15 protein-coding genes and 1 pseudogene are annotated in these 25,246 nt (G+C 52.1%); 10 read left to right on the top strand and 6 right to left on the bottom strand.

The features are described 5' to 3' along the window. The first annotated feature begins 74 nt into the window (after nt 1–74). On the top strand, nt 75–1,310 hold the full coding sequence (locus MUN86_RS04490; protein ID WP_245122259.1) for a serpin family protein: 1,236 nt from the start codon (nt 75–77) through the stop codon (nt 1,308–1,310). A 102-nt stretch (nt 1,311–1,412) separates the two neighbouring features. Here MUN86_RS04490 and MUN86_RS04485 read toward each other — a convergent pair whose 3' ends face one another. Beyond that, nucleotides 1,413–1,673: a hypothetical protein gene (locus MUN86_RS04485; protein ID WP_245122256.1), complete on the bottom strand. Its 261-nt coding sequence runs from the start codon at nt 1,671–1,673 to the stop codon at nt 1,413–1,415. Nucleotides 1,674–2,184: 511 nt separating this feature from the next. On the opposite strand from MUN86_RS04485, the gene MUN86_RS04480 reads away from it, so the two are divergent. Continuing rightward, nucleotides 2,185–3,717 (top strand): hypothetical protein, encoded by a 1,533-nt coding sequence (locus MUN86_RS04480; RefSeq protein ID WP_245122254.1) that lies wholly within the window; start codon nt 2,185–2,187, stop codon nt 3,715–3,717. Between the two features lie 101 nt (nt 3,718–3,818). On the opposite strand, the gene MUN86_RS04475 is transcribed toward MUN86_RS04480, so the two are convergent. Continuing rightward, nucleotides 3,819–4,544 (bottom strand): methyltransferase family protein, encoded by a 726-nt coding sequence (locus MUN86_RS04475; protein ID WP_245122251.1) that lies wholly within the window; start codon nt 4,542–4,544, stop codon nt 3,819–3,821. Then, the gene (gene cmoA / locus MUN86_RS04470; protein WP_245122249.1) at nt 4,545–5,291 is read right to left on the bottom strand and encodes a carboxy-S-adenosyl-L-methionine synthase CmoA; all 747 of its coding nucleotides are present in this window, start codon (nt 5,289–5,291) and stop codon (nt 4,545–4,547) included. A 1,261-nt stretch (nt 5,292–6,552) separates the two neighbouring features. Between cmoA and MUN86_RS04465 the strand changes: the two genes are divergently transcribed. Further along, nucleotides 6,553–7,647 carry an acyltransferase family protein gene (locus tag MUN86_RS04465; protein ID WP_245122247.1) on the top strand — a complete coding sequence of 365 codons (1,095 nt, stop codon included), beginning with the start codon at nt 6,553–6,555 and terminating at the stop codon, nt 7,645–7,647. Between the two features lie 402 nt (nt 7,648–8,049). Here the strand turns inward: MUN86_RS04465 and MUN86_RS04460 are convergent. Next, nucleotides 8,050–9,719 (bottom strand): annotated as a pseudogene (locus tag MUN86_RS04460) (catalase). Nucleotides 9,720–9,902: 183 nt separating this feature from the next. Here MUN86_RS04460 and MUN86_RS04455 point away from each other — a divergent pair. The 7 genes from MUN86_RS04455 to MUN86_RS04430 all read left to right on the top strand — a co-directional run bounded on the left by MUN86_RS04455 (nt 9,903) and on the right by MUN86_RS04430 (nt 22,928). Further along, nucleotides 9,903–11,102: an MFS transporter gene (locus tag MUN86_RS04455; protein ID WP_245122246.1), complete on the top strand. Its 1,200-nt coding sequence runs from the start codon at nt 9,903–9,905 to the stop codon at nt 11,100–11,102. A 151-nt stretch (nt 11,103–11,253) separates the two neighbouring features. Continuing rightward, nucleotides 11,254–13,260, top strand: a complete 2,007-nt coding sequence (locus MUN86_RS04450) for a DUF3858 domain-containing protein (protein WP_245122244.1) — start codon at nt 11,254–11,256, stop codon at nt 13,258–13,260. Between the two features lie 272 nt (nt 13,261–13,532). After that, nucleotides 13,533–15,584 (top strand): transglutaminase family protein, encoded by a 2,052-nt coding sequence (locus tag MUN86_RS04445; protein WP_245122242.1) that lies wholly within the window; start codon nt 13,533–13,535, stop codon nt 15,582–15,584. Further along, nucleotides 15,581–17,413 (top strand): DUF3857 domain-containing protein, encoded by a 1,833-nt coding sequence (locus MUN86_RS04440; RefSeq protein ID WP_245122239.1) that lies wholly within the window; start codon nt 15,581–15,583, stop codon nt 17,411–17,413. Before MUN86_RS04445 ends, MUN86_RS04440 begins: the two co-directional genes overlap by 4 nt. Beyond that, nucleotides 17,296–17,544, top strand: coding sequence for a DUF3858 domain-containing protein (locus MUN86_RS32750; RefSeq protein WP_502592235.1), 249 nt, complete (start codon nt 17,296–17,298; stop codon nt 17,542–17,544). Before MUN86_RS04440 ends, MUN86_RS32750 begins: the two co-directional genes overlap by 118 nt. Before the next feature lie 211 nt (nt 17,545–17,755). Continuing rightward, on the top strand, nt 17,756–18,859 hold the full coding sequence (locus tag MUN86_RS04435) for an SDR family oxidoreductase (RefSeq protein WP_245122237.1): 1,104 nt from the start codon (nt 17,756–17,758) through the stop codon (nt 18,857–18,859). A 496-nt stretch (nt 18,860–19,355) separates the two neighbouring features. Further along, nucleotides 19,356–22,928, top strand: coding sequence for a reprolysin-like metallopeptidase (locus MUN86_RS04430; RefSeq protein WP_245122234.1), 3,573 nt, complete (start codon nt 19,356–19,358; stop codon nt 22,926–22,928). 253 nt (nt 22,929–23,181) lie between these two features. On the opposite strand, the gene MUN86_RS04425 is transcribed toward MUN86_RS04430, so the two are convergent. Together MUN86_RS04425 and MUN86_RS04420 are read right to left on the bottom strand one after the other, a co-directional pair. Then, nucleotides 23,182–24,585, bottom strand: coding sequence for a T9SS type A sorting domain-containing protein (locus MUN86_RS04425; protein ID WP_245122231.1), 1,404 nt, complete (start codon nt 24,583–24,585; stop codon nt 23,182–23,184). Next, entirely contained in the window at nt 24,549–24,917 is a 369-nt protein-coding gene (locus MUN86_RS04420; RefSeq protein WP_245122229.1) for an NIDO-like domain-containing protein, read from the bottom strand. The genes MUN86_RS04425 and MUN86_RS04420 overlap by 37 nt, the downstream gene beginning before the upstream one ends. Nucleotides 24,918–25,246: the final 329 nt, after the last annotated feature.

Below are 25,246 nucleotides of genomic sequence, written 5' to 3'. Positions count from 1 at the left end.
ACCTGTGACGAGCACTCCTAGGCTCCGCCTATAACACGCATTACCAAGAATTCATCCACCCTTACTTTTCCACAATGCAACAGATTACTACCCGAGCTATCTGGCGAGGAGTGGCCGGAGCCGCTTTATTGCTTTCTGCTTGCCAGAAAGACTCGGTAACGCCCGACAACACGCCCAATCTGCGGCCGCTGACGGCGGCAGAAGTGAAAACCGTGAGCAGTTCCAATGACTTCGCCTTCCGCAGCTTCTCTGTGCTCCGATCCAAAGACGCCGCTAGCAACCTGTTCATCTCGCCGCTGAGCATCTCGTCGGCCATCACCATGACTTACAATGGGGCCGATGGCACTACCAAGCAAGCCATCAAGGAAACGCTAGGCTTCGCGCCCCAGACCGACACCGAAATCAATGAGTCGTTTAAGATGCTGTCGGAGTTGCTGACTACCATCGATAAGACCGTAACGTTCTCGACGGCCAACTCCATCTGGCACAACCAAATGTATCAGCTCCAGGCACCTTTTGTGCAGAAGAACGAGACTTACTTCGGGGCTACCATGAAGGGGCTGGATTTTAAATCAGCCAATGCCAAAGATGCCATCAACAATTGGGTGAAGAGCAAGACCAATGGCAAGATTGAAAGCATTGTAGACAACATCAGCGCCGACGATGTCATGTATCTGGTCAATGCCATCTACTTCAAAGGCACCTGGACCTACCAGTTCGACAAGAAGCTCACCCAGCGGGCCGACTTTCGCAAAGAAGATGGCAGCAACGTTTCGACGGATTTTATGACCCTGAGCAATGGCCAGTATAACTACTATGCCGACGCTACCAAACAAGTAGTGGACTTACCGTACGGCAACAAACAGTTCAGCATGACGCTGGTGCTACCAGTGGGCTCTAAAACGGTGGCCGACATCACGCCGGAACTAAACAGCACTAATCTTAACACTTGGCTAACTAGTGCCCGCTCTAGCAGCCTCGAACTACGCTTGCCAAAATTCAAGATGCAGTATGAGAAAGAGCTAAAACAAGCTCTTACCCAGTTAGGAATGGGAATAGCGTTTACCAATCAAGCTAACTTCAGCCAGATGGTGCAAGCCTCCAACCAGCAATTTGCCATCAGTGAAGTGAAGCACAAGACCTACCTTGACGTGAACGAAGAAGGCACTGAGGCAGCAGCAGCAACATCAGTGGGCATTATCACGACTTCTTTGCCACAAGCTATTATCGCCAACCGGCCCTTCGTGTTCCTGATTCGCGAGAAATCGTCTAACGCTATTCTGTTCATCGGCCAGTTGATGGCCCCTTAACGCAAGCTCAATTAGGTGCAGAGTCAGCAAACAAAAAGCCCACCTCTTCGAAGAGGTGGGCTTTTTGTTTGCCAGGAAGCTGTGATTGGTAGCAAGATGTACTTACCGGCCCATAATCTTGCCTTGATTGTCCCAGTGACTGGATTTCACTTCCATACTGCCCGGCACGCGCTTGATGGTGCGCGTAAACCGTTCGCCGACAATTGTACCGTCGGGGCGGCGCTTCCCAAAAAACAAGGTCACTGGTTCCCCGTGCTCGTTGGTTAGGAAGGTGATATCGTAGCCCTTGAAAACATCATCGATACGAGATTTAGGCTCGTAGATTTTGCTGAGTTTTTTGTCTAACACTTCGTGAAGCGGCATGATGGCAAGAGAGTTAAGTGAATTCCTTAATCGAACGATTCCAGCGCAAGACAACCGGATTACGAATCAGCGTCTCGTTAAAGAGACAATGCTAGCGCTGTTTCAATCTGGTAGCTTACGTTCATGACGCTCTCCCGGCGTAGTGAAAAACACGTAATAGCTCTTGCGGCTACTACCTATTTCGAGCTTTCAGTTCCCTCAGTACAGGGTTGTAGTGGGGGCTATCTGCTGTGTATCGCACGTCGAACTAAAGAGCCGCCTTATTCTTAAACCGTTGAGGCAAGGCGGTTGAGATGAAAAACCGCAGAACCGGCAAACTGCTTGCCGTTGACTTTTTCTTTGCCTGAAGCCATCGGAACCAACACCCAGAGCAGGATCGTTCTACCAAACAGTCTCCTTAACGCTGTCCTTTTAGGTCGAGCGGCATTCTTATATAGATGCCAAACGATACTTTATACATTTAGCAGCGTTTACTTACAGTTGCTTGCCTTGTCCCTTATCTGCACACGCTATGTTGCACACTTTTCTGTTCCCTCCATTCGCCGACCCGGTTCGCCAGGCCCAATTCGAGGCGGTGCAAGCGGCATTGGAAGCAGAGCCAGCTGCACCGGTGTCGTTGTTGTTAGGCAACTTTGCTGTAGAGGAAGGCGGGGAAGTATATGATGCCGTACTCATCCGTCCGCACAGCGTTACCGTGCTCCTATTTGTGGCCGGCGGTGGCCTTCTCGATATTTCATCCTCAGCTCCTAGCACCTGGCAGTTGGATGGGCAAGTGGTGCGCATGCCCGGTGGAGCAATCAATCCGTTCGCCCAGTTTCGCCGCTTGAAAGAAGCTTTGGCTGATTGGCTGGTTTCGCAACTAGGAGCAGGAGCCGTGGCACCGGAGTTAATTACGGGGCTGGCCTTGTTTTCGGCGCCCGTCACGTTTGGGCCGGGAGTCGAGCAGTATCTGCACACACAGCCTGGCGCCGATAGTTTTCAGCTGCTGCAAGACATACCCCAGCTCGTGCGCCGATTACGCCAGTTGGCCCACCCCGAAATCCAAATCAGTAACGCCGAACTAGCTGATTGGGCGCAAGACCTAGCGGCCGAACACCCCGAAGCCCCCGAAACTGCGGACCATACCACTCATGAACTCGCCGATTCGGTGAGTGAAGGCTACTGGGAGCAGAAAGCCCGACAGCTATGGCGCTGGCTAGGAGCCGAAGATGTACCTCATGACGCGCCGTATGGGTCGGCGGCCGCCACGGTAGCCGCTAGCAGCGAGGAGAAACAACACCTCGAGCAGTTGCGCCAACAGGTCCGGCTTGAGCTCAGCCAGCAACGCCAGGAAATGGAAGTTCGTGAAGTTGAACGAGAAGCCAGCATCACCCGGTTGCGGGCGCAATTGGCACAAGCACCAGCCCCTACTTCTGCTGCGCTCGAAGCCCGGCTTGCTGCCGAAACGCGCGAGAAAGAAGCACTGGAAGAAGCCATTCGTGTTTCTCGCGCCGAAGCTGCCGTGCGCAACCAAGAACTGGACGCTCGTATTCAGCAGCTCGGGCAGCTAATCGAGCAATTCCAGACCCGCCCAACTACAAATCCTGCTTCTACCACAGCCGCAAGCCCCGCCCCGCAACGACCTGCGACTGCGCGGCCATCTGCTTCCACTACTTTGTTTCAGCGGCCCACCTCTCAGCTACGATGGCCGCGCGTAGCCTTGGTTGGCGCCGCCGTAGTTGGGCTCGGGTTTGGGGTTTGGGGCCTGACGCAGGTGCCTTGGGGCAGTGATACGTCTAAAGAACTGCCTCGGTATTCGTCGGTGACTACTCCCGCCCAAGAGGAGACAGCAGACGAGGAAAGCGACACCACGGTACCACTCGATTCGCTTGATCAGGAAGCTGTACCAGTAGTGGAAGATTCTACAGCCAGCCAAGAGGAAGTAACTGCTGAACCCGTTGCTACCCCAGCCGAAATCAACACCGACGAAACGCACGACACCATTCGATTAGAACCCGAAAACGCTCCAGCGCCCACCGATTCAGCTAACGCCCCAACTGAGTAATCGTAGCGCAGCTACTATCTCAACCTGATGCGACTTGCAGTCAGTAGGCATAAAAAAAGGTGGCCTCATGGGGCCACCTTTTTTTATATAAGCTCAGCAACTTACTCCGCTGCCCACTTACCTGACTTTTTCAGGTACTTAACCAGCAGGTAAAGAAATGTTAGAGCGCCGAGAGCAACACCCAACAATGTATTCCGCAGATTTTCATCAGAATGAGTTAGTTCTGGATAACGCATCAATAATATAAGCGTGATACCTACCAGCCACACAAACTGGGTGTTGTATTCTTTCAAAATCCAGCGGCTAGCACTGAAATCATGACTGCTAAACGTGTCACCTAAGCCCACCGGATTGATCAACCACCGGTTAACCCGCGAACAATAAGCATCGAACTGCGTGCCGAACTTGCCGCGCAAGAATTTCTCTTCGGCTAGTACAATAGCTTGGTATATAAACAAGAACAACGGAATAAAAACCGTCATATAAATAAGTGAGTTGCACAAAATTCCTACTCCTACCAGCATCAAGATATTGCCAACATACAGCGGGTTCCGGCAGTGATTGAACATGCCCTGAGTTACTAGGTCTTCGGCATATACTTTTTTGTCTTTACCACCGCGCACAATATAAACCAACCCGATGGATGCCCCCCGAATAAGCTGCCCTGTTACGGTTACAATGAGACCAATAGCAATTGGCCAAACGTAATAATGTTCACCAAATACTTCGGGTGTGAACAATGGTGGTGAAGGAATAAACAACGCTGCATACAGAAAGATAAAGAGCTGATTTCTGTACTTAAAGAAAAAATTGCCTATTGAAATCATTTACTTTTTAATTGCGATGAGGCCTGAGAAATTATACCACTTAAAGAAGACCTCACAGGAGCCAAAGCCGGCTTCTCGCAGCATATGAATGTTTTCGCTCAGCTTATAAGGAATAAGAACGTTTTCTAAGGCTTCTCTCTTTTGAGAGATTTCCATTTCACTGTAGTGGTTACGGCGCTTGTAATTGTAGTAATACTTTATATAATCTCGGTTGAAGACACTGTCTTCAGTTAATATTTTCTCAACTAATATTAACACACCGTTCGGAACCATACCGTCAATGATTGATTTTAGTAATCTTTCACGGTGAATAGGCCGAATAAATTGCAATGTGAGGCACAATACAACTACCGATGCATTATGTATTTGTGCACCCTGATGTAAGTCAGCTACTTGTAGTTCGTAGGGTCTTACCACACCAGCTTCTTTCAATTTACCATCACACTTCTCCAACATTTCGGCAGCGTCATCGATACCAATAAATTTGATATCAGAAGGCACCGAAACGTCCATTCCTATCATGGTAGTTCCGGTCGAGCAGCCAAGGTCATACACATTGGTACCTTCTTGCGCATGGTCGCCGGCAAGCTCAGAAATCATCCTTTGGATTTCTCCATAATAAGGAACAGAACGGTTAACCATATCATCGAAGACGCCGGCAACCTTAGCACTGAATTTAAAATCAGATGCCTTCTTTATTTCCTCCTTAAATACTTCATCAGTATTTTTTTCAGAGTTTTCTAACATGGTTTTTTATTTTACTGAAGAAGTGGAAAAGCCAGTTGAAAATAAATACGCTTTTAATTTATAATTTACACTAAACCGCAACACTTCTGCTATTTATCAACTAAGCTTATTTGTTGAAGCCCGTAAATTTAAGTTAATTTCTGCAATGCCAAACTTGACTAACTGGTTGCAGTCGAGCTTACTGCCGTACCGTATGTTCAACTCGGAAATAAAGCAGCCCGAAGATGAAGATGCAATGATGAGCCACTAAGAATTTATTACTCGGAGCAATGGCGGAGAAACACATCCTCCTTAAGCAGTTAATTGCTAGGAGACTATTGGTTTTCTATTCCCGCTTATTGCATGAATAAAAGGCTACTCATAAGTCAGGCTTTGCTTCGTTATGCTCAACACAAAGCAGCTTCAGTGCTTGCCTCTACAATTCCTGCATACTATGCGCCGTTTTGTCGGCTAGTCTTTACGAGTTCAGTCTTAACCACTGAAAATCAGTTGCTTGCATTGAGTCGTGTAAGTAACCATAAGGTAAACTGCACAAACACTAGGAAGCGAGGTAATAGCAGCTAGCTAGCATATCCTACAATTTGGCGCTTATACTCGGGTAGCAAACATGAGGGTCGTCCTTATAACACCTCTGTTCGTCGGTACCTCGCCATAGTTTGACGCTAGCATACACCTGCTTTACCCTAAAGCCACTCTGCACCTACCTCAATCAAGGTTACGCTGCCTTCTGTGTAGGCACTTTTGGTCTTACGCAGCTTATAACTACTTGCTGCGAGGATAAAGTAAAAGTGCGCTTTATTGATGCCTTAGTAAAATTATGCATTCTGCTAGCGGTGAGAATGTTGTCAGGAGGATCAATATCTGAGAATTAGCTAATAGCCTGCTCAACCGCACAAGCATTACCAAGTCTTGTGTGCCAACAGTTGAAAACACCAGCCATCCGCTATCTACGCCTTGCGTATCTGTACACAAGTGCAAAAAGTAAGGGAAATTCTAAACAGAATAACGTTTGAATTCTCTCAATAGAAAATCTTAATCTACCAGTATCCGTATTAATGGAAAAGTTTAATTTTTATGCCAGTACTTTTCACATAAAATTTACACTAAACACCCGTAAAGGTATGCTCGAAGGGCATGTTAAATAATTTCTTTATAATTTTGCATCTAACGAAGTGAAATAATGTAACTGCTTTAGCTCAGCACTATTGTCATAATCACTGATGATTTTATGAGGTAAAGCATTGTAATTAGTAGAGGCGCCATGGATAAATCAACACCTCGTTTAATCAGCACGAATTCGAGTTTATTTCTCGATACTTTAAGACTATCTGCTGCTTTAATTGTAGCTATTTTCCACGCCTATATTATGTGGTTTCCTGAAAAGGATAGTACCACCACACCATTATTTAATATATCGCACGCCGCAGTTGTAGTATTCTTTGTGCTCTCAGGGTACGTTATTGCTTATACCACAACTATCAACAATCGTGGCAGTCTGCAGTACGCTCAAGCCCGATTGAGCCGGCTGTATTCGGTGGTTTTACCTGCCCTACTTATTACTGGTATCACAGAGCTTATTGTACAATACACGAACTCGGACTTACATGCTATGTACTCTAGGGGTTCGTCGATACCTCGTTACATATTGTCTGGTAGTTTCTTAAACGAAATATGGTTTTTTTCGGCGGCGCCACCTATGAACTCGCCGTTGTGGTCGCTTAGCTATGAGTTCTGGTACTATATAATTTTTGGTTTGTGGTTTTTTCGCACTACGGGCTGGAAATCAACTGCCCTCTTGCTGCTTGCATGTTTCATTGCCGGCCCCAAAATCCTGCTAATGATGCCCATTTGGCTAGCTGGATATGCCGCATACCGGTTGCCTAAGCTTAACATCAGTCCCACCAAATCGTGGGTTTTTGTATTCATTGCTGTGTGTGCGACTGTGGCCACCGTGGTCTACGTACCCATCTTTCCTCGCCCGATAGGCACGCCGCCCCTCTTCTTTGCTAACCAGTTTGTTACTGACTGGGTCAATGGACTCTTCTTTGCTGTTGCACTATGGTTTTTGCCGTTAAGCAAACACGTAGTACCTTCTGGAAATTGGGTGGCTTCATTTCGTAAGGTTGCCGATCTTACTTTCCCAATTTATGTACTTCATAATCCGCTATTAATATTATCGCGTGTTGTTTTAGGTTATGAAAAAAACAGCATCACTCACATGTGGCAAAATCTCATCGTGGTTCTAATAGTTTCTGCTATTATTGGTGTATTTCTAGAAAAATATCGTCCTCTTTGGTCAAAGTCTTTCGGAACACTTCTTGGTTTAAAGAGCAAGCTCAAACGAGCTTATGCCTAATAGTAGATAGTATCACACAGATTAAATGGCGGTCCATATTCGGAAATTAATAGCGCATAATTTATTAACGCCTTAATTAATAAACAGTAATTAATTAGCTGTTCAGTTAAAGGGAGTAGTTTCCGAAACCGTTTGGTTAATTAAGTTACCTGAAAAGATATGTGTGTTAAGCACAACACATCGTCGAATTATTTTTCGTTGCTATAAAACAGTGTAAGGTTGAAGCCTCGCATTACGGAGCGACTTCAGGTATCCGATTCTGGAGGTAGAACTTGGGATCGACAATTTTTAGCCTTGCAACATCTGCCATAAAAAACAGCCTCCCTCAGACCGTTGTCGGTACATGAGAGAGGCTGTTTTTATGTTCGCAGTAGCGCCGTTAAGCGTTACCGAGCACCTGCATTAGTAAGGCTTAGCGTCGTGCGCCATTTCTTCGGCTTGTGCCACGGCTTCACTGCCCTTGCTTTCATTGTATTGGTTGCCACCTTCAGCTGATTGGCCACCGCGAGCGGCTTCGAGACCTTCAGCTAAACGACGTCCCCAATCCGGGTCGCAATTGGTGCACAGTTCCACCATCTTGTCGCTCACCTTGCGGTTAGCACTAGCTAGAGCTCCTACCATGTTGTTGATCAGGTCATCACGCTCCCAATCTTCGTGCAGACGGTAACGCTCACCGGCTTGCTTGAAGTTGTTGGTGCGGTCGAGCGTCTGGCGTACTAGGCGGCCAGTGTACTCCGGCGTGTGATCGGGTGCAGTGCGAGGGGCTTCCTTGAGGCCATTGAGGCTGCTAGGCTCGTAGTTGATGTGGTTGTTCTGGCCAGGAGCCGAATCCACATGATACGCCATCTGACCGTCGCGCTGGTTGGTGGCTACGTGCTTCTTGGGCGCGTTGATAGGCAATTGCAAGTAGTTCGTGCCCACCCGATAACGCTGCGTATCCGAGTACGAGAAGGTACGGCCCTGCAGCATTTTGTCGTCGGAGAAGTCGAGACCATCTACCAATACGCCGGTACCAAACGCCGACTGCTCTACTTCAGCGAAGTAGTTTTCGGGGTTGCGGTTGAGCGTCATCTTGCCAACGGGCAGGAAGGGGAACTGATCCTCAGGCCAGATCTTGGTGTCATCGAGCGGATCGAAGTCTAGCTCGGGGTGCTCGTCGTCGCTCATAATCTGCACGCACAGCTCCCACTGCGGGAAGTCGCCTTTTTCGATGTGCTCGAACAGGTCTTGCGTAGCGTGGTTGAAGTTCTTGGCCTGAATGGCTTCCGCTTCGGAAGCAGTCAGGTTCTTAATGCCCTGCAACGGCTCCCAGTGGTATTTCACCAACACGGCTTCGCCGGCTTGGTTCACCCACTTGTAGGTGTTTACACCCGAACCTTGCATCTGACGATAATTGGCAGGGATGCCCCAAGGCGAGAACAAGAAGGAAACCATGTGCATGGCCTCCGGCGTGTTGGCAATGAAGTCAAAAATCCGCTCGCCTGTCTGGCGGTTATGCACCGGGTCTGGTTTCTGCGAGTGGATGAGGTCTGGAAACTTCATGGCGTCTCGGATAAAGAACACCTTCAGGTTGTTGCCTACTAAGTCCCAGTTGCCGTCTTCGGTGTAGAACTTCACCGCGAAACCACGTGGGTCGCGTAGCGTCTCGGGGAGTGACCACCGTGGCCTACCGTCGAGAAGCGCACAAACACGGGGGTTTGCTTGCCAGCCGTATTGAACAGCTTGGCGCGCGTGTATTTCTCGATTGGCTCGTCGCCTACTTTTCCGTACGCTTCGAACACCCCGTGCGCACCGGCGCCACGCGCGTGCACTACCCGCTCAGGCACCCGCTCCCGGTCGAAATGGCTGATTTTCTCTAAAAATTGGTAGTTCTCCAGAGTAGCCGGTCCGCGGCTACCTACCGTGCGTAGGTTTTGGTTGTTGGTCAGCGGATGACCTTGACGCGTGGTTAGAGTTTGTGCGTTCTCACCGTCGGCCGTACGCTGGTCGTGGGAAGTGCCAGCGCCGGTGACAGCTGTGCCTGTACCCGACAGGGCATCAGCGGCACCATTCTGATTCTGGTCCTGATCCATTAGAATTGAGTTTTTAAAGAGTTTAGAACAACAGTCCTGCTAGCAAGTAGAAACTCTCTAACAAGCCTATAGTTTGCGATTTTCGCTATAAAATTTGGTATTCACAGTGAAAACGCGGTTTTTTCTTCTAGCGAAGGGCTGCTATAAAGCCAACGCAGTGGCTACCTGCTACCTTTGCACTTCATGCCTGCCACTCTCACTGCTACCCGTACGTATACGCTCGGCTTCTGGCTGATGTGTTTATCGTCGTTCTTGTTCTTTGCCAGCTTCAACATGCTGCTGCCGGAGCTACCTGCCCACCTGACACGGCTTGGCGGGGGCGAATACAAGGGCTTTATCATTGCGCTATTCACGCTCACTGCCTGTATTTCGCGCCCTTTCAGTGGCAAGTTAGCCGATACGGTAGGCCGCATACCCGTAATGGTTTTTGGCTCGCTGGTTTGCTTTGTTTGTGGCTTCTTTTACCCGTGGGCCTCTACCGTTACGGGCTTTCTACTGCTCCGGCTGCTGCACGGGTTTAGTACCGGATTTAAACCCACGGCTACCGCAGCCTTCATTAGTGATATTATTCCGCTGAATAAGCGCGGCGAAGCTATGGGTTTGCTGGGCGTGGCAGGTTCACTGGGCATGGCGGCTGGCCCGGCGCTAGGCAGCCGGCTCACGGCTGCTACTTCGCTTAACACCCTTTTCTACGTTTCGTCGGGGCTGGCGCTGCTGAGCTTGCTGGTACAGGGCACGCTTACGGAAACGCTGCCTCTAGCTCAGCGCCAACGTTTCAGCTGGAAGCTGCTGCGTCTTAAATGGAACGAGATACTGGAGCCTCAAGTATTTCAACCGGCCATCGTTACGCTGCTGTGCTTGTTTCCGTACGGTGCTATCCTGACGGTAGTACCCGACCAAAGCACGGCACTCGGCCTGAAAGCGGCCGACAAGGGATTATTTTACACTTGCTTTACGCTGGCTTCTTTGGCCATACGCTTGCTAGCGGGCCGCGCCTCCGACAAGTACGGTCGTCTGCCCATCCTCCGAATATCCACCATTATGCTTGCCGTGGCGCTTGCAGTGCTCACGCTAGCCACCCACTCAATCCCGCTTTTTTTGGGTGGCGCCGTGCTTTTTGGCTTGGCCACTGGTCTCAACTCTCCCGCCATCTACGCTTGGACCATCGACCTAAGCCATCCTGAAAGGCGCGGCCGGGGAGTGGCAACTATGTACATCGCGCTTGAGGCTGGTATCGGGTTCGGTGCTCTATTGGCCGGTTGGATATTCTCCAACCAGATCGAGCACTTGCCCTATGTGCATGGCTTGAGTATGGCCCTTACAATAATCGCTGTTGTATATCTGCTATTCGGGGTAAAAAATCAGCCTCTAGCAAAGCACTAAACTTATAATAAGTATAATATATACAATATTTGTTAGATAATTCGTTTTATTGCACCTTTAGACTGCCCAACCTCCCTACTATCTTTTATTAGGCGAAAAAAACTGCACTATTCGCCTCTCCTATCTTATGCTCCTTCTTACTGCTCGCTGTATGCGAGTCCTAATTGCCTGCTTATTGTTAGCAGGACCTCTTACCGCGCAGAAAATCACCAACATGCCGATTCAGTTCGGCAAGGTATTGCCTGCTGACTTCGCCAATCCACCTGCTGCCACGGATACAGCAGCGGCCGAAGCCGAATACTTGTGCGACTTTGGCAACAGCAAGATTGTTGGCTCAAACGACCGTTTTCAAGTGGTATTCGAGCGGACTGCGCGGCTGCGCATCAACCGTAAGTCTGGCTATGAGTGGGCTACGGTACAGGTGCCACTCTACACCAAAGACGGCAGTTCCGAACGCCTGACCAACCTGAAAGGCTTCACGTACAATTTGCAGAATGGTCAGGTTTCGCAGGTGAAGCTCAGCTCCGAGCCGGTCTTCAAGGAAAAGCTCGACAAGAATCACTTGCAGGTATCGTTTACCATGCCCAATGTGCGAGAGAACTCCATAGTCGAATTCACTTACACGATCACCTCTGATTTTGTATTCAATCTTCAGGGCTGGCAGTTCGAGCATAGCATTCCGGTGCGCTGGAGCGAGTACCGAGCGGTTATCCCACAGTTTTACCATTATAAGTCCGTTACCCGAGGCTACTTACCGTTCGCGGTGCAGGAAAACACGACGGTACCGTACAGCACCAACTATAACATGTCGGCAGAGTCCGGCTTGGGACCCAATAAAGATGCGCGCATTTCCGGGCAGGCAATGCAGTTGCGGTGGGTTATGAAGAACGTGCCAGCGTTTCGGTCGGAGCCATTCATGACTACCCCACACGACTATGTGCGCAGTGTGCACTTCGAGTTGGCCGGCAGCGACTTCACTGGCAAAGATTACCACGACCTCAGTGGCAAGTGGGAAACTCTGTGGAAGACGCTAAACGAAGACGAAGAATTCGGCAAAGCAATAACTTCTCCAGCGCCCCTAGCTGCCGAAGCCAAGGTTATCCAAGCCAAATACGCCGATCCAGCTGCTCGGGCAGCGGCCGTACTGGCCTTAGTGCAACGTAGCGTTCAGTACAACGGACAGCCGCGCTTATTTGTGTCGCAGCCTCTGCGTCGGACGTTTGAGAAGCACCTTGGCAACGCGGCCGATATAAACTTGCTGCTCGTGCAGACCCTGCGTCAAGCCGGTTTGCAAGCCACTCCCCTCCTGCTTAGTACCCGCGACCACGGGCAGGTACAAACTAATTTGCCGGTTATCACGCAGTTCAACTACGTAGCTGCTCACCTTATACTGCCCAATCAACCCGACGTGCTGCTTGATGCCACCGAGCCGCAGTTGCCGCTTGGGTTTTTGCCCGAACGCTGCCTCAACGGTCAAGGCTGCCTCGCTGATGCCTCCGGACGGTGGCTGCCACTAAAACCCGCCGCGAGCCACGTGCAATATCAAAGCGCCAAAATGCGTCTCACGCCGCAAGGCTCGTTGGAAGGCACTGTTAAGCTGGAATATGGAGGATATGCTGGGCTCGAAGCGCGCCGCCAAATACGCGAGAGTTTCACGGGCGACTACTTAGGACGCATCAGCCACCGCTGGAGTGATTGGCAACCCGCTGCCGTGAAGCTGGTTGCCCTCGACTCGCTACGCAAGCCCTTGGCCGTTGAATTAAACCTAAACTTCCCTAGCGACAACCCAGATGCGGCCATGTTTTATCTACCGCTACTCAAAGCAGTGGACATGATGCCCCACCCTTTCAAATCCGAAAGCCGCATCTATCCTGTGAACTTGGGTATGCCACGTGAATACACGGGCTTAGTGACGCTGACGTTGCCAGCAAACTTCACGGTGCAGGAACTACCGGCTAACATACTGCTGGCGCTACCAAACGGCGGTGGGCGGTTTTCCTATCAGGCCAGTCAGATCGGCCCGGAAACCATTCAGATAGCGACCCGGCTCCAGCTCTCAAAGGCTGATTACAGCCCCGAGGAATACGCCGCACTCCGCGAAATACACCAGCGAGCGGCTTCCAAATGTGCGGAAATGCTGGTCGTACGCAGGAAATAGGGACGATTTAGCGCCACTAGATAAGGCAAGTACTGTATGCTTCTGTCTCGCTGAATAACAGTTGCCATATGCTTATAGAAATAAATTATATCAAGAATTAAATTCATCTAATTTTCATCTTTAAATTGCTCAGCTTATTTGAGTATAAGGTATCCCTAGCTATTCGAATTTCGTCTTTTTACCGCTCTGACCTAACCTAAATTATACTACTCTTTCTTCCTGCCTATGGCAGGAAGCAGCATCGCCTTTGCTTTTTCCTCACTATCTACTATATGAAAAAATTTGTATTCTACCGCCTTGCGCCGTTGCTTGCACTTGGTAGTGCAGCCACGCTACCAGCACTAGGCCAGGCAGATCCTATCAAATTCGGCAAGCCCAATCTCGAAGATTTCGACTCGCAGCGCTTTGTAGCTGACAGTGCCGCCGAAGCCGTAGTGCTTTGCGACTACGGCCGCTCCCGCTTCGAGTACGTCGATGGTGACTTTCGGGTGGTGTTCGACCGGGTTACGCGCATCAAAATCCTAAGCAAAGCGGGGTACGAATGGGCAACGGTAGAGGTACCGCTCTACCACCAGAACAACCAAGAAGAAAAGCTCACGAACGTGCGGGGCTTCACGTACAACTTAGTGAACAAGGAAGTAGCAAAAGAGAAGTTTGACGCTACCATCTTCCGCGAAGAAGCTAGTTCCAACGTCACGATGCGCAAGTTTACGCTACCCAACGTGCGTGAAGGTTCTGTTATCGAATACTCCTACACTGTGCTGTCCGACTTCACCTTCAACTTCCAGGACTGGCAGTTTCAGCATACTATTCCGGTGCGGTGGAGCGAATACCGGGCCTCTATTCCGACGTACTTCGATTACAAGATGCTGATGCAAGGCTACGTGGCACCCTCGGTGGTCGAGCACTCAGAAAGCGCTATGCAAGTAACCGTGCGAGAAGGCGGCGGTTATGTGGGGGGTGGCTTCAACACCCAGCGTGTTGCGGGCAGCAGTACTACCGTCAACGTACCTCTCAAAACGCACCGTTGGGCGACGAAAGACGTGCCCGCCTTCCGGGACGAACCTTTCATGACCACTTCCCGAAACTACATCTCGCGCATCGACTTCGAGTTGGCCGGGGTCCGTTGGGAAGGGGAACCGTATCGGGCAGTAGCCGACAGCTGGGAGAAAATTAACGAAGAGTTGCTGGCCAGTGAAACCTTCGGGACGCAACTCAAGCGAGGCGGCTTTCTGAAAGAGCAGCTTACGCCGTTGCTGGCCAAGGAAAAGGAACCCGCGACTCGCATAGCGGCTATTCATGCCCTGGTGCGCAAGGCCGTGAAATACGATGGCACCGACCGACTCTACAGCACCAGTACCATCCGCAAGGCCTACGACCAGCACCGTGGCACGGCCGCCGACGTAAACTTGCTGCTGATTGCTGCGTTGCGTGAGGCGGGTTTTCAAGCCAATCCGGTGCTGCTGAGCACTCGTAGCCACGGTATGGTCAACCAAGAATTTATGCCACTGCTTTCACGCTTCAACTACGTGATAGCGCACGTGGCACTGCCTGAAGGCAAAGAACTAATGATTGACGCCACCGAGGAATTGCTGCCGTGCGGTATGCTGCCCACACGCTGCCTCAACGGTACAGGGCGCCTCATCATGCCGAAAGCTGCCGAGTCGCGCTGGGTGAGCTTGGTACCCCAGCAGCGCATGACGGAGTATCAGCAGATTCAGCTTACTCTAGACGACAAAGGCGGCTATACCGGCAAGGTACACTCCGAGCACAGTGGCTACGCAGGCTTGCACCAACGCACGCGGCTAACTGAAAAAGGCGAGAAGAAGTTTGTAGAAGAATTGCTGCACGGGCGCGAAGGCTGGAACTTAAGTAAGTATCAATTCAGCCAGCGCGATGTTCTCGATAAACCCCTAACCTTTGACTACGAGCTGACTGCTGCTGGAGGCGACGCGCCAGCTGGCGTACTGTATCTCAAGCCCTTACAGCACTTCGGCAATTCCCGCAACCCCTTCGTGCACGAAGACCGCAAGTTTCCGGTGGACTTTGGCTTTGCAATGGACGAGACGCTGGTGATGACGCTCACGCTGCCCGCCGGCTACGAAGTGGAAGAATTACCAAAAGCCGCTTCTCTTGCTTTGCCCGACGATGGTGGCCGGTTCCTGTTTCAGGCGCAACCATCCGGCGCTACCATTCAGATTATGAGTCGGCTTAATCTGAGCCGGCCGGTGTATTCGGCCGAAGAATATGCCACGCTGCGCGAATTCTACCGGCTGGTAGTAGCCAAGCAGACCGAGCAAATTGTGTTGAAGAAGAAATCATGAGTTGTTTCCTTGACTCCCTAAAGCCAGGCCGCGGGTTTGGCGTGTTTCTGGGCACGAGCCTGCTAGCAGTCAACGTGCTGGCTGGTTCGGCCCCCAAGTATCCGGTGGCCGACATACCCGCTGCGTTGCGCGAAAACGCACACGCGGTAGTTCGCCTGTCCGAAGAAACCTTGCTGGTGAAATCAGCGGGACGGACCATTGAAACCGAGCGGCGCGCCGTTACCATTTTCGATGAAGCAGGCTCTCGGTTTGCTACTGAAGTGGTGTACTATGACCAGTTGAATACGGTGGGCTACCTACGTGGCTTCGTGTACGATGCCGATGGCCGCTTACTGCGCACGCTCAAGGCCTCAGATATTAGGGACGTGTCGTTGTCGGATGGCTTTAGCTTGGCCAGTGATGGGCGGGGCCGTACTGCCGACTTGCGCCAGCCACAGTACCCGTACACAGTGGAATTCGAACACGAAATCAATTCCACCAACACCCTTTTCTATTCCACTTGGCAACCCCAGCCAACCGAGCAGGTGGCGGTAGAGCACGCCGTGTTTCGGGTCTTGACGCCTACTGAACTGCCGTTGCGCTACCTGGAGCGAGACCTGCCTACTGGCACTGCCGTAGCGCGGAGCACGCAGGCCGGTGGGCTACAAGCCTACGAGTGGCGGGTGCAGAATTTGGCGGCTGTAGAGGAAGAGCCCGATGGCCCGCCCGTGTCGGAGACGACACCCACAGTATTCACTGCACCTAGCCAGTTCGAAGTGCAGGGCCACTTGGGCACGCTCACGTCTTGGCAAACACTAGGCCTTTGGAACTACCAGTTGAACATAGGGCGCGATGAACTGCCCGCTGCCTTACAAGCCAAAATAGCCGCGCTAGTAGAAGGTGAAGCCGACGAGCGGGCACGCATCAAGAAAGTATACGAGTGGCTGCAAGCCAACACGCGGTACGTGTCGGTGCAGCTAGGGATTGGTGGCTGGCAGACGTTTCCGGCTTCGAGCGTGGCTGCCAACGGCTACGGCGACTGCAAAGCCCTTACCAACTACTGCCAAGCCCTGTTGAAAGCGGCCGGCGTTACGGCGTACAGCGCACTGGTACGGGCCGACGAAGAAGATATTCGCACCGAGTTTCCAAGCCAACAATTCAACCACGTCGTGTTGTGCGTGCCCCTGCAGAAAGCCGCTAAGCGCGACACCGTTTGGTTGGAATGCACCAGCCAAACCAATGCCTTCGGCTACATGAGCAGCTTCACTGGCAACCGCCACGCCTTGCTAGTCACGCCGCAAGGTGGAAAGCTAGTGCGCACGCCCCGCTACGGCGCTTCCGACAATCGGCGTGAACGGCTCGCCGATGTGTATTTAGACGAGAAGGGCAGCGCCACTGCCTCTATCCGAACGCGCCGCACGGGCCTCGAACAAGACAACTACGCTGCGCTAGCGAGTGCCTTGAATGTGGCAGATCAAAAGAAAGTGCTGGCCGAACACCTGCCATTGGCCAACTTCACCATCAGTAAGCTCACGTATGCGGCCGACAAGCGCGGCTACGTACCAACTCTGACGGAGACGTTGGGATTGGCCCTGCCAAACTGGGCAAACGTATCGGGCAAGCGCGCTTTCCTGACCCCGAACCTACTTAGCCGCTGGAATGCTCTGCCCCGAGTGTGGGCGAGCGACGGACTGCCATCTGGCTCGAGAATTCCTTCAGCTACGCCGATACCGTGCGCATTCACGTGCCAGCCGGCTTCAAGCCCGAAAGTTTGCCGACGCCCGTGCAGCTCAGCACAACTTTTGGTACCTATTCCAGCCAAGTACAGGCGCTTCCTGATGGTACGCTGATGTACGTGCGCCGGCTGCTAATGCCTCGCACTCGGTTTGCCCGCTCTGAATATCCTGCATACCAAGACTTCCGTCGCCGTATTAGCACAGCCGATAAAGCCCAAGTGGTGCTCGTCAAGAACGACGTTTGAAGTCAAAACAGTAAATGATAATAATAAAAGCCCTTAAGAAGAGCTCTTCTTAAGGGCTTTTATTATGCTTGTTAGGTTAAGGCTATCCGGTCTAAACTCATCAACCAAGAAGACTGGAGCATAGGAGTAGCAAGCTTGATGACAAGGTCTTATTGTATCTAAGCCCAGCATTCATCGTACTCCCTTACTGAACTCATCCTACCTACAACCTATGAAAACTAACCTAAAAAAGCTTTCTCAACAAGTTGTCGTAATTACCGGTGCCTCGTCGGGCATTGGATTGGTTACGGCGCGTATGGCGGCCAAGAAGGGTGCCAAGCTAGTACTGGCAGCCCGCAGTGAGGAAGCACTTCAACAGCTAACCAGCGAAATACAGGAAGACGGCGGCCAGGCCACCTACGTAGTAGCCGACGTGAGCAGCCAAGAGGAAGTACAACGCATTGCACAAGTGGCTCAAGAGCAGTTCGGTGGTTTCGACACCTGGGTTAATAATGCCGGCGTCTCTATTTATGGCAAGCTCGAAGAAGTGCCTATTGAAGACATGCGCAAGCTGTTTGAAACCAACGTTTGGGGCTTGATATACGGGTCGTTGGAGGCTGCAAAGCACCTTAAGCAACGGGGTGGGGCCATTATCAACGTGGGCAGCATCTTGTCGGAAACCACGGCCATCTTGCAAAGCATCTACAGTGCCAGCAAACACGCCGTAAAAGGCTTCACGGACGGTTTGCGTATGGAATTGGAGCTAGATGAGGCACCCATTTCGGTTACGCTCATCAAGCCAGCCGCTATTGATACGCCCTACCCACTGCACGCCAAGAACTTTATGGAGCGTGAAGCCAAGCATGCCCCTCCGGCCTATGCTCCTGAAACTGTAGCGCGGGCTATAGTGCACGCCGCCGAAACGCCAACGCGCGAAGTAACAGTAGGTGGGGGTGGCAAGATGATGGAAACCATGAACCACTGGGTACCTCGCCTGCTTGACAAGTTTATGGAAAACGTGTTTGTGAAGCAGGAGCAAGCGGAATACCCAGCTGGCGCGCTCGACAACAACGGCCTTGATGGTCCTACCGGCAAACTAGAGGCCCGCGGCAACTACGACGGCCACACCCGCGAAACCAGTCTTTATACCACTGCTGCCTTGCACCCGGCCGTAACGGCTGCGGTAGCGGTAGGCGCTGGAGTAGTATTAGCGGCCTGGTTAGGCAAGTCATCGGGCAGGAAGGCAAAGAGGAAAGGATCTGGCGACACGTACCGCGGCGTACTACCCTCCGATGCTGTTCAAGCAACAAAGTACTACGGAAAATTTCAACTGTAAATCAGCAAGAACAGTGGCTAAAAGCTTGCATCAGACAAATGTGAAGCACTGCACAAGATCATTGAGTAGGAAAACGTGGATCAAGATGCTGCGCTCTTGCCACGTAAGCTAAGGCTTACAACCCTTGTCAACTACAGCGCCCAGCTTACCAACTAAGCTGGGCGCTGTAGTGTAAGAGCAGCCATGAAATCTTCTTTATAATGCTGTCCTAGCAATTTAATGGATGTGGCAGGCATCCTTGTGCCTGCAATGTCTATCTATAGTTGAATGATGCATTGCTGGGACTGTTGCTTTGGTTTGCTGCTAGGAGTGCGGTGCGTTTCTCAATTGCAGGATGCCGTTACGCTTCCTGAACTCTAACTCCAAGGAAGAGCTACAATGCTTTTTCTTCTACTTAATATCCAGCCTAGTTCGGCCGTATGGCAATCGAAAAACAGTAACTTAGTTTCATACAATAGGACTGTGTTTCTTTAGTTCGTCACTTTTTCTTCTTTCTATGCTATCAGCTTTTACTTTCTCGCGGCGTGCTTGGCAGCAGGCCCTTGTTGGAGCTTTGCTAGTAGTAGCCGGAACCCCGTTCGCGGCTACTGCGCAACGGGTGCTATGGTCCGATGCCACTGGCCCACTGCCAGCGGCCTCTCGCGCTACTACGCAAGCGCTAAGCCAGTACCGCGCCGTAAGTGTGCAGTTACCCGCTCTGCGAGCAGCACTAGCGGGTGCTCCCTCCGAAGCCCGACTGCGCAATTCCACTACGGTTATTTCCTTGCCGCTGCCCAACGGTACCTCCGAGCGTTATCGGATGGCGCAGGTGCCCGTGATGGACCCGCGGCTAGCAGCCCGCTATCCAATGATTAAAACGTACGTGGGCCAAAGCCTCGACGATGCTACCGCCAGTGTGCGGCTGGATGTGTCGCCGGCAGGCTTTCACGCTATGATTCAGGGAGCCAGCCGCACCGTATTTATAGACCCAGCCGCCGACGGCAACACGGTGCAGCACCTTGTATTCAATAGAAGCAGCATGAGCCAGGGCACTCAGAGTTGGGCGTGCGTTGCCACTGGTTCGGCCCCCGTGCTTCCTGCTCCTACGGCGGGGCGTCTGCCTAACGGGGCTACCCTGCGCACCTACCGTTTGGCTATGGCCTGTACTGGTGAGTATGCTATTGCAAAAGGCGGCACGAAGGCAAGCACGTTGGCAGCCATTGTAGCCTCGGTGAACCGGGTAAGTGGAGTATACGAGAAAGAGTTAGCTATTCGCTTGGTGTTGATTCCTCGAACGGATACGCTCATTTTCTTGGACCCTGCCACAGACCGCTATAGCAACTTAAGCAACAGTGCAACATTATCCCGCAACCAAGTGGTAGTTGACAGCCTCATTGGCACGGCCAACTACGATATAGGCCACATCTTCAACACTGCCGATGGCGGCATAGCAGGTTTAGGGGTGGTTTGCCGCGCCGGCCAGAAAGCTAGTGGTTCCACTGGCCTGCCCAACCCCACCGGCGATGCATTCGATATCGACTATGTGGCGCACGAAATGGGGCACCAGTTTGGTGGAGATCATACCTTCAACGGCAGCACAGGTAGTTGCGCGGGCAATAACCGCTCGGCTACTTCAGCTTACGAGCCGGGTAGTGGCACTACCATTATGGCTTATGCCGGTATCTGCCCTCCGCAGAACACGCAACCCAATAGCGACCCTTACTTTCATAGCCGGAGCTACGACCAGATCATTGCTTATGTAAATGGAACTGGAAACTGCAGTGTAAATACGGCTACTGGCAATAATGCCCCAGTTGTGAATGCGGGTGCCAACTACCGAATTCCAATAGGCACTCCATTTACACTCACGGGCTCGGCTACTGATGCCGAAAACGATGCTCTCACTTATTCATGGGAGCAGTTCAATCTAGGTCCTGCAGGAACTCCTACGGCACCAGTTGGCGACGCTCCTATTTTCCGGGTTTTCGCGCCGGTAAACAGCCCAGTTCGCACTTTTCCGCGCCTTTCCGACTTGCTGGCAAATACGTCCACCATTGGCGAGATTCTGCCATCTTACTCGCGCCGCCTGATCTTCCGCTTGGTTGGGCGCGATAACCGTGCTACCGGCGGAGGTGTCGATTACGACTCAATGAACGTGGTGGTGTCGGGAGCGGCGGGCCCTTTCTTGGTGACGGTACCAACCGTTGCTACGGCCTCGTGGCAGGCAGGTGCGCCTCAGCAAGTGATTTGGGATGTAGCTAACACAACGGCCGCGCCCATCAGCGCCGCCAATGTGGATATTCTGCTTTCCACCGATGGCGGCCTCACTTTCCCCACGGTGTTGCTGGCCAATACCCCCAACGACGGATTCGAGAACGTAATGGTACCAACCACAGTGGCAACCACCACTACGGCCCGTATTAAGGTGCAGGCTTCGGGCAATATCTTCTTTGATCTTTCCAACCAGAACTTCACGATTCGCAACAGCGGCGCGCCAACCTTCTTCCTAAGCCCAACCACCACCCAGGCTTCGTCGTTTTGCGTTGGCAGTTCTCTTACCGTACCCGTTGCCATTGGGTCCCTTCAGGGCTTCACCGGCACGGTAGCTTTATCGGCTACCAATCTGCCAGCCGGCGTTGCGGTGAGTTTCAACAATGATAATTCTCCGGTGGGCAATACGGTGCAGGCCACCATCACGTCTACTAGCGCCACGCCTGCGGGCTTCTATACTATTGCCTTCACGGGCACCAGCGGGACGGAAAGTCAAGCACAACAGTTTTCTTTCCGAGTGTTGCCTATCGCCACTGAAGCTGCCGTACCGGTTAGCCCAGCGGCTGGAAGTCGAGTAGGGCCGCGGCCTCGTTTCACCTGGAACGCCGTGCCCGATGCCGTGGCCTATGAGTTGCAGGTTGCGACTGATGCCAACTTCACAACCGTGCTCCTCACGCAGGGCGGCATTACCACAACCAGCGATACGCCTCCTGCCATCAATCTGACTACGGGTACCACGTACTACTGGCGTGTGCGCGGGGTCAATACGTGCGGTGCTGCTCCCTACTCGCCTGCTACTGCGTTTGAAATAGGCGCGTTGCTATGCTCCACGACTGCGGCGACGCAGGTACCGGTAACTATTTCGGCGGCTACTGCCAACACCGTCAGATCGGTGATAAATGTGCAAAATGGGGAGCGGGTAGGCGACATCCGTATTCGCAACTTGGCTATCACGCATCCTAATGTTGGTGAACTCACCATTTCCCTCACCAACCCAGCTGGCCGCACCGTAGTGCTTCTCGCTAATGCTTGCCCAGGCACCGCTAACATCAACCTGAATCTGAGTGACGCAGCTACATCGGCCCTAACCTGCCCGCTCACGGGCAGCCCTACGTACCGGCCAGCCAATTCGCTTGCCCCACTGCTAAACGACCCCGCCACTGGCGCCTGGACCCTGACTGTAACCGACAATACGCCCGGCAACGGCGGCACAATCACGGGTTGGAGCCTCGAACTCTGCACTGTGGGCGAAGTACCAGCCGTTCCGACGGCCCTAACTGCTCTACTCAACGGCGTAACTAACAATGTTGCCAACGTTAACTTGGTGTGGCTAGACAACGCCACCAACGAGACGGGCTACCAGATCGAGCGGACGGGCGCAAACAACAGGACGTTCCAACCGGTGGCTACTGTGTCTGCCAATACCACGTTCACGACCGACCAAATCAGTGGTGCTAACGGTGTGTACTGTTACCGCATCCGGGCTATTAATGCTACAGGAGTTTCTGCTTACTCCAATGAAAGCTGTGTGACTGTAGCGGTACTTGGCAATAAGGATGCAGCACTAATGCGCGGTGTGCAGGTGTACCCGAACCCAAGCAACGGCTTGTTCCAAGTGAGTATTGATAATGCGCAGCGTGGTACCATAACCCTGCGCGTTACTGACGCGCTTGGTCGCACCGTCGAGCGGGCTGCGCTCAACAAAGTCGGCGCTCCACTGCAACATTCACTTGACCTCAGCAAACTCAGCACCGGAGTGTATCAACTCCACCTAGAGATGCCAGAAGGCACTACCGTTGTGAGACTAATGAAGCAATAAACAAGCTAAGTCAGGACCAAGAAAAAAGGTGGCTCCCGTGTGGGAGCCACCTTTTTTCTTTACAACGAGAAACTAGGTTGCCACCAGATGATAGATGACACTGCGTAAGGCAGCATTTTCTCTTATCTATAAGCTACTTCCATCCTATTCTTGCTACTTCTCTCAAGTTTGAATTTCAGTAAGTGTCGTAAACAGCACAGGCAGCACCTGTCCGGGTGCTGCCTGTGCTATTGAGTGAAATTCCTAATTACCCTTAATCCACTACCACTTTCCGAACCACGGTTTGGTTACCGGCTTGCAGGCGGAGCAGGTAAATGCCCTTGGCTAGCGCAGCGGTGTTAAACGACTGCTCGGCCATGCCACCCCGAACTGCGAGTGTGCGCTCTGCTACGGTTTGGCCTAGCGTGTTAAGCAGCGTAGCCTGCGCTGTGATTAAGGCATTGGCACCGCTTACGCGCACGGTTAGCTGGCCAGTGCTGGTGGGGTTAGGAAACACCGTTACTTCCCCTTTGGCAAGTTGTTGTTGCGTACCCAGCACCGTGCTACTCAGGCCAATGGTGAATGGGCCTTGCACGTCGGAGGTAGCGTATGGCGCCACTGCAATGTAGTATACAGTGTTAGGCGTAAGGCCCGTGACGTTCAGGGAGCCCGCAGGTGAGTTGTTGGTTTCGCCGCCTTTGCACGCCACTTGCTTGAAGCCCGAGGAGCACGATGCAGCAGAAAACACCCGAACAGAACCCGCCGCGCTACCCGTGGTAATTATACCTACGCTAGTGCTGCCTGCCCCGGTAAAATTGGTAGTGAAACGGAACCACACGTCCTTCGGATTGACGGCAACACCGCATCCCATGGGCGGTGGGTTGGTGTAGCCAGAAGCCACGCTGCCGATGGTAGTGGTAGCGCCCACATTGGTAGCACTAACCGGAGCCCCAGCAGTCGATGGCGCTGGCAGTACCGTAGCGGCACACGGGTCATCGTTGAGGGGAGCTGCTATAGCACTGGTTGTGAAGGTAGTAGTCAGTACATTACCTAGTGTACCACTGGCGCAAACGGGCTGTATTGTAAGCGTATGGGCCGTACCAGGCGTAAGGCCCGAAACAATAAAAGGCGAACTAGTAGGCGCGGGCGTAACGGTAGTAGCCGTGCCACCCATTGGGGTGTAAGTAACCGTGTAGCTGTTGTTGCCCAGCCCGCCCACAAAGCTGACGGTTGCAGAAGTGTTGCTGATGGAACTTACCACAACATTACGAGGAGTGCCACAAATAACAGTCGGTGGCACAAACCGGTATATCTGCCCGGACGCTGGCACGGTAGCAATGTTGCGCGGATCGGCAGTGGAACTGGCACTCGGAGCGGCCGAGGCGTTGTTGAGAGCCAAGAAGCTACCCGCTCCTGAACCGGTTCCTCCCAGGCCAATAGAAGCAGATGGTACGCTCAGAACCCCGCCTTCCGGCCGATAAATGTATTCGATGTTGTTGGAGCCTTCGTAGAGTTTCACCTGAAACGATACGCTGGGCGCGGTAGCATCAAAGTCCCAAAGGAAATTGCGCCACTCAAACGTGAAAACTCGGTTGGGCGCCGTGCCCGTAGTTGCGTACGCAGCTGTGCCACCCAAGCCGCTCAGATCGTCCCAGAGGGGAGCAAGCAGCGGACGCAAGGGGAAGCGGTAGTTAGGTTGTTGGATTGTCCGGCTTCTAAGTTGGCTGTATTAAAGGTTATAAAGCCGTTGGAAGATGCCTGCAACTGCGTGAATACAGTGGCATCATAGGTGAAGGGGAAACCAATAGGAATTGCCGGCGACAAAGCATCGTCTTCTTGCAACACTGGCACGGGCGTGGCTCCGGTTAAGGGCGTAAACGTGCCGCCTACGGGTGTAAACGTGTACGTGTTTACTTGGCCTGAAGTAGAACTAATGCTTAATACAGTTCCTGTTAGTACTGCCAGGAAATACCGGAATAGTGTTTTGTGGGATAGTAAGCGTGCTTGCATTCAGATCAGAAAAGACGTGGAAAGACCCGAGCAGAAACCCTTTACTACAGCGCTTCAACCCGCAATAGGCCAATATAATCTATATATTCTTCACCTCAACAATTCACACCAGTTCTCTATAGCCCAGGTAAACCATTACGGGCTCGCGCATTTATTAAGCTTGGCCTTCAAAACCCCGACTACTAACGCTCTGCTTCCCAAAATCCACAGGCCGGTCTAGTTAAAGGCTACGCCCCATAAGATTCCAAGAAGTATTCTTTGGATGATAGTGAAGCTGCGTACGTGTCGGCTAATAAAACCGAGCGAGTCACTACCGAGAAAGCACACTC

Source organism: Hymenobacter volaticus, assembly GCF_022921055.1.
GTDB classification, from domain to species: Bacteria; Bacteroidota; Bacteroidia; order Cytophagales; family Hymenobacteraceae; genus Hymenobacter; species Hymenobacter volaticus.
This window is presented reverse-complemented; position numbering and strand designations above follow the sequence as displayed.

Bases quoted from the DNA above. Each gene is read 5' to 3' on its own strand.
- MUN86_RS04490 (WP_245122259.1), top strand. From the start codon at position 75: ATGCAACAGATTACTACCCGAGCTATCTGGCGAGGAGTGGCCGGAGCC.
- MUN86_RS04485 (WP_245122256.1), bottom strand. From the start codon at position 1,673: ATGCCGCTTCACGAAGTGTTAGACAAAAAACTCAGCAAAATCTACGAG.
- MUN86_RS04480 (WP_245122254.1), top strand. From the start codon at position 2,185: ATGTTGCACACTTTTCTGTTCCCTCCATTCGCCGACCCGGTTCGCCAG.
- MUN86_RS04475 (WP_245122251.1), bottom strand. From the start codon at position 4,544: ATGATTTCAATAGGCAATTTTTTCTTTAAGTACAGAAATCAGCTCTTT.
- cmoA (WP_245122249.1), bottom strand. From the start codon at position 5,291: ATGTTAGAAAACTCTGAAAAAAATACTGATGAAGTATTTAAGGAGGAA.
- MUN86_RS04465 (WP_245122247.1), top strand. From the start codon at position 6,553: ATGGATAAATCAACACCTCGTTTAATCAGCACGAATTCGAGTTTATTT.
- MUN86_RS04455 (WP_245122246.1), top strand. From the start codon at position 9,903: ATGCCTGCCACTCTCACTGCTACCCGTACGTATACGCTCGGCTTCTGG.
- MUN86_RS04450 (WP_245122244.1), top strand. From the start codon at position 11,254: ATGCGAGTCCTAATTGCCTGCTTATTGTTAGCAGGACCTCTTACCGCG.
- MUN86_RS04445 (WP_245122242.1), top strand. From the start codon at position 13,533: ATGAAAAAATTTGTATTCTACCGCCTTGCGCCGTTGCTTGCACTTGGT.
- MUN86_RS04440 (WP_245122239.1), top strand. From the start codon at position 15,581: ATGAGTTGTTTCCTTGACTCCCTAAAGCCAGGCCGCGGGTTTGGCGTG.
- MUN86_RS04435 (WP_245122237.1), top strand. From the start codon at position 17,756: ATGAAAACTAACCTAAAAAAGCTTTCTCAACAAGTTGTCGTAATTACC.
- MUN86_RS04430 (WP_245122234.1), top strand. From the start codon at position 19,356: ATGCTATCAGCTTTTACTTTCTCGCGGCGTGCTTGGCAGCAGGCCCTT.
- MUN86_RS04420 (WP_245122229.1), bottom strand. From the start codon at position 24,917: ATGCAAGCACGCTTACTATCCCACAAAACACTATTCCGGTATTTCCTG.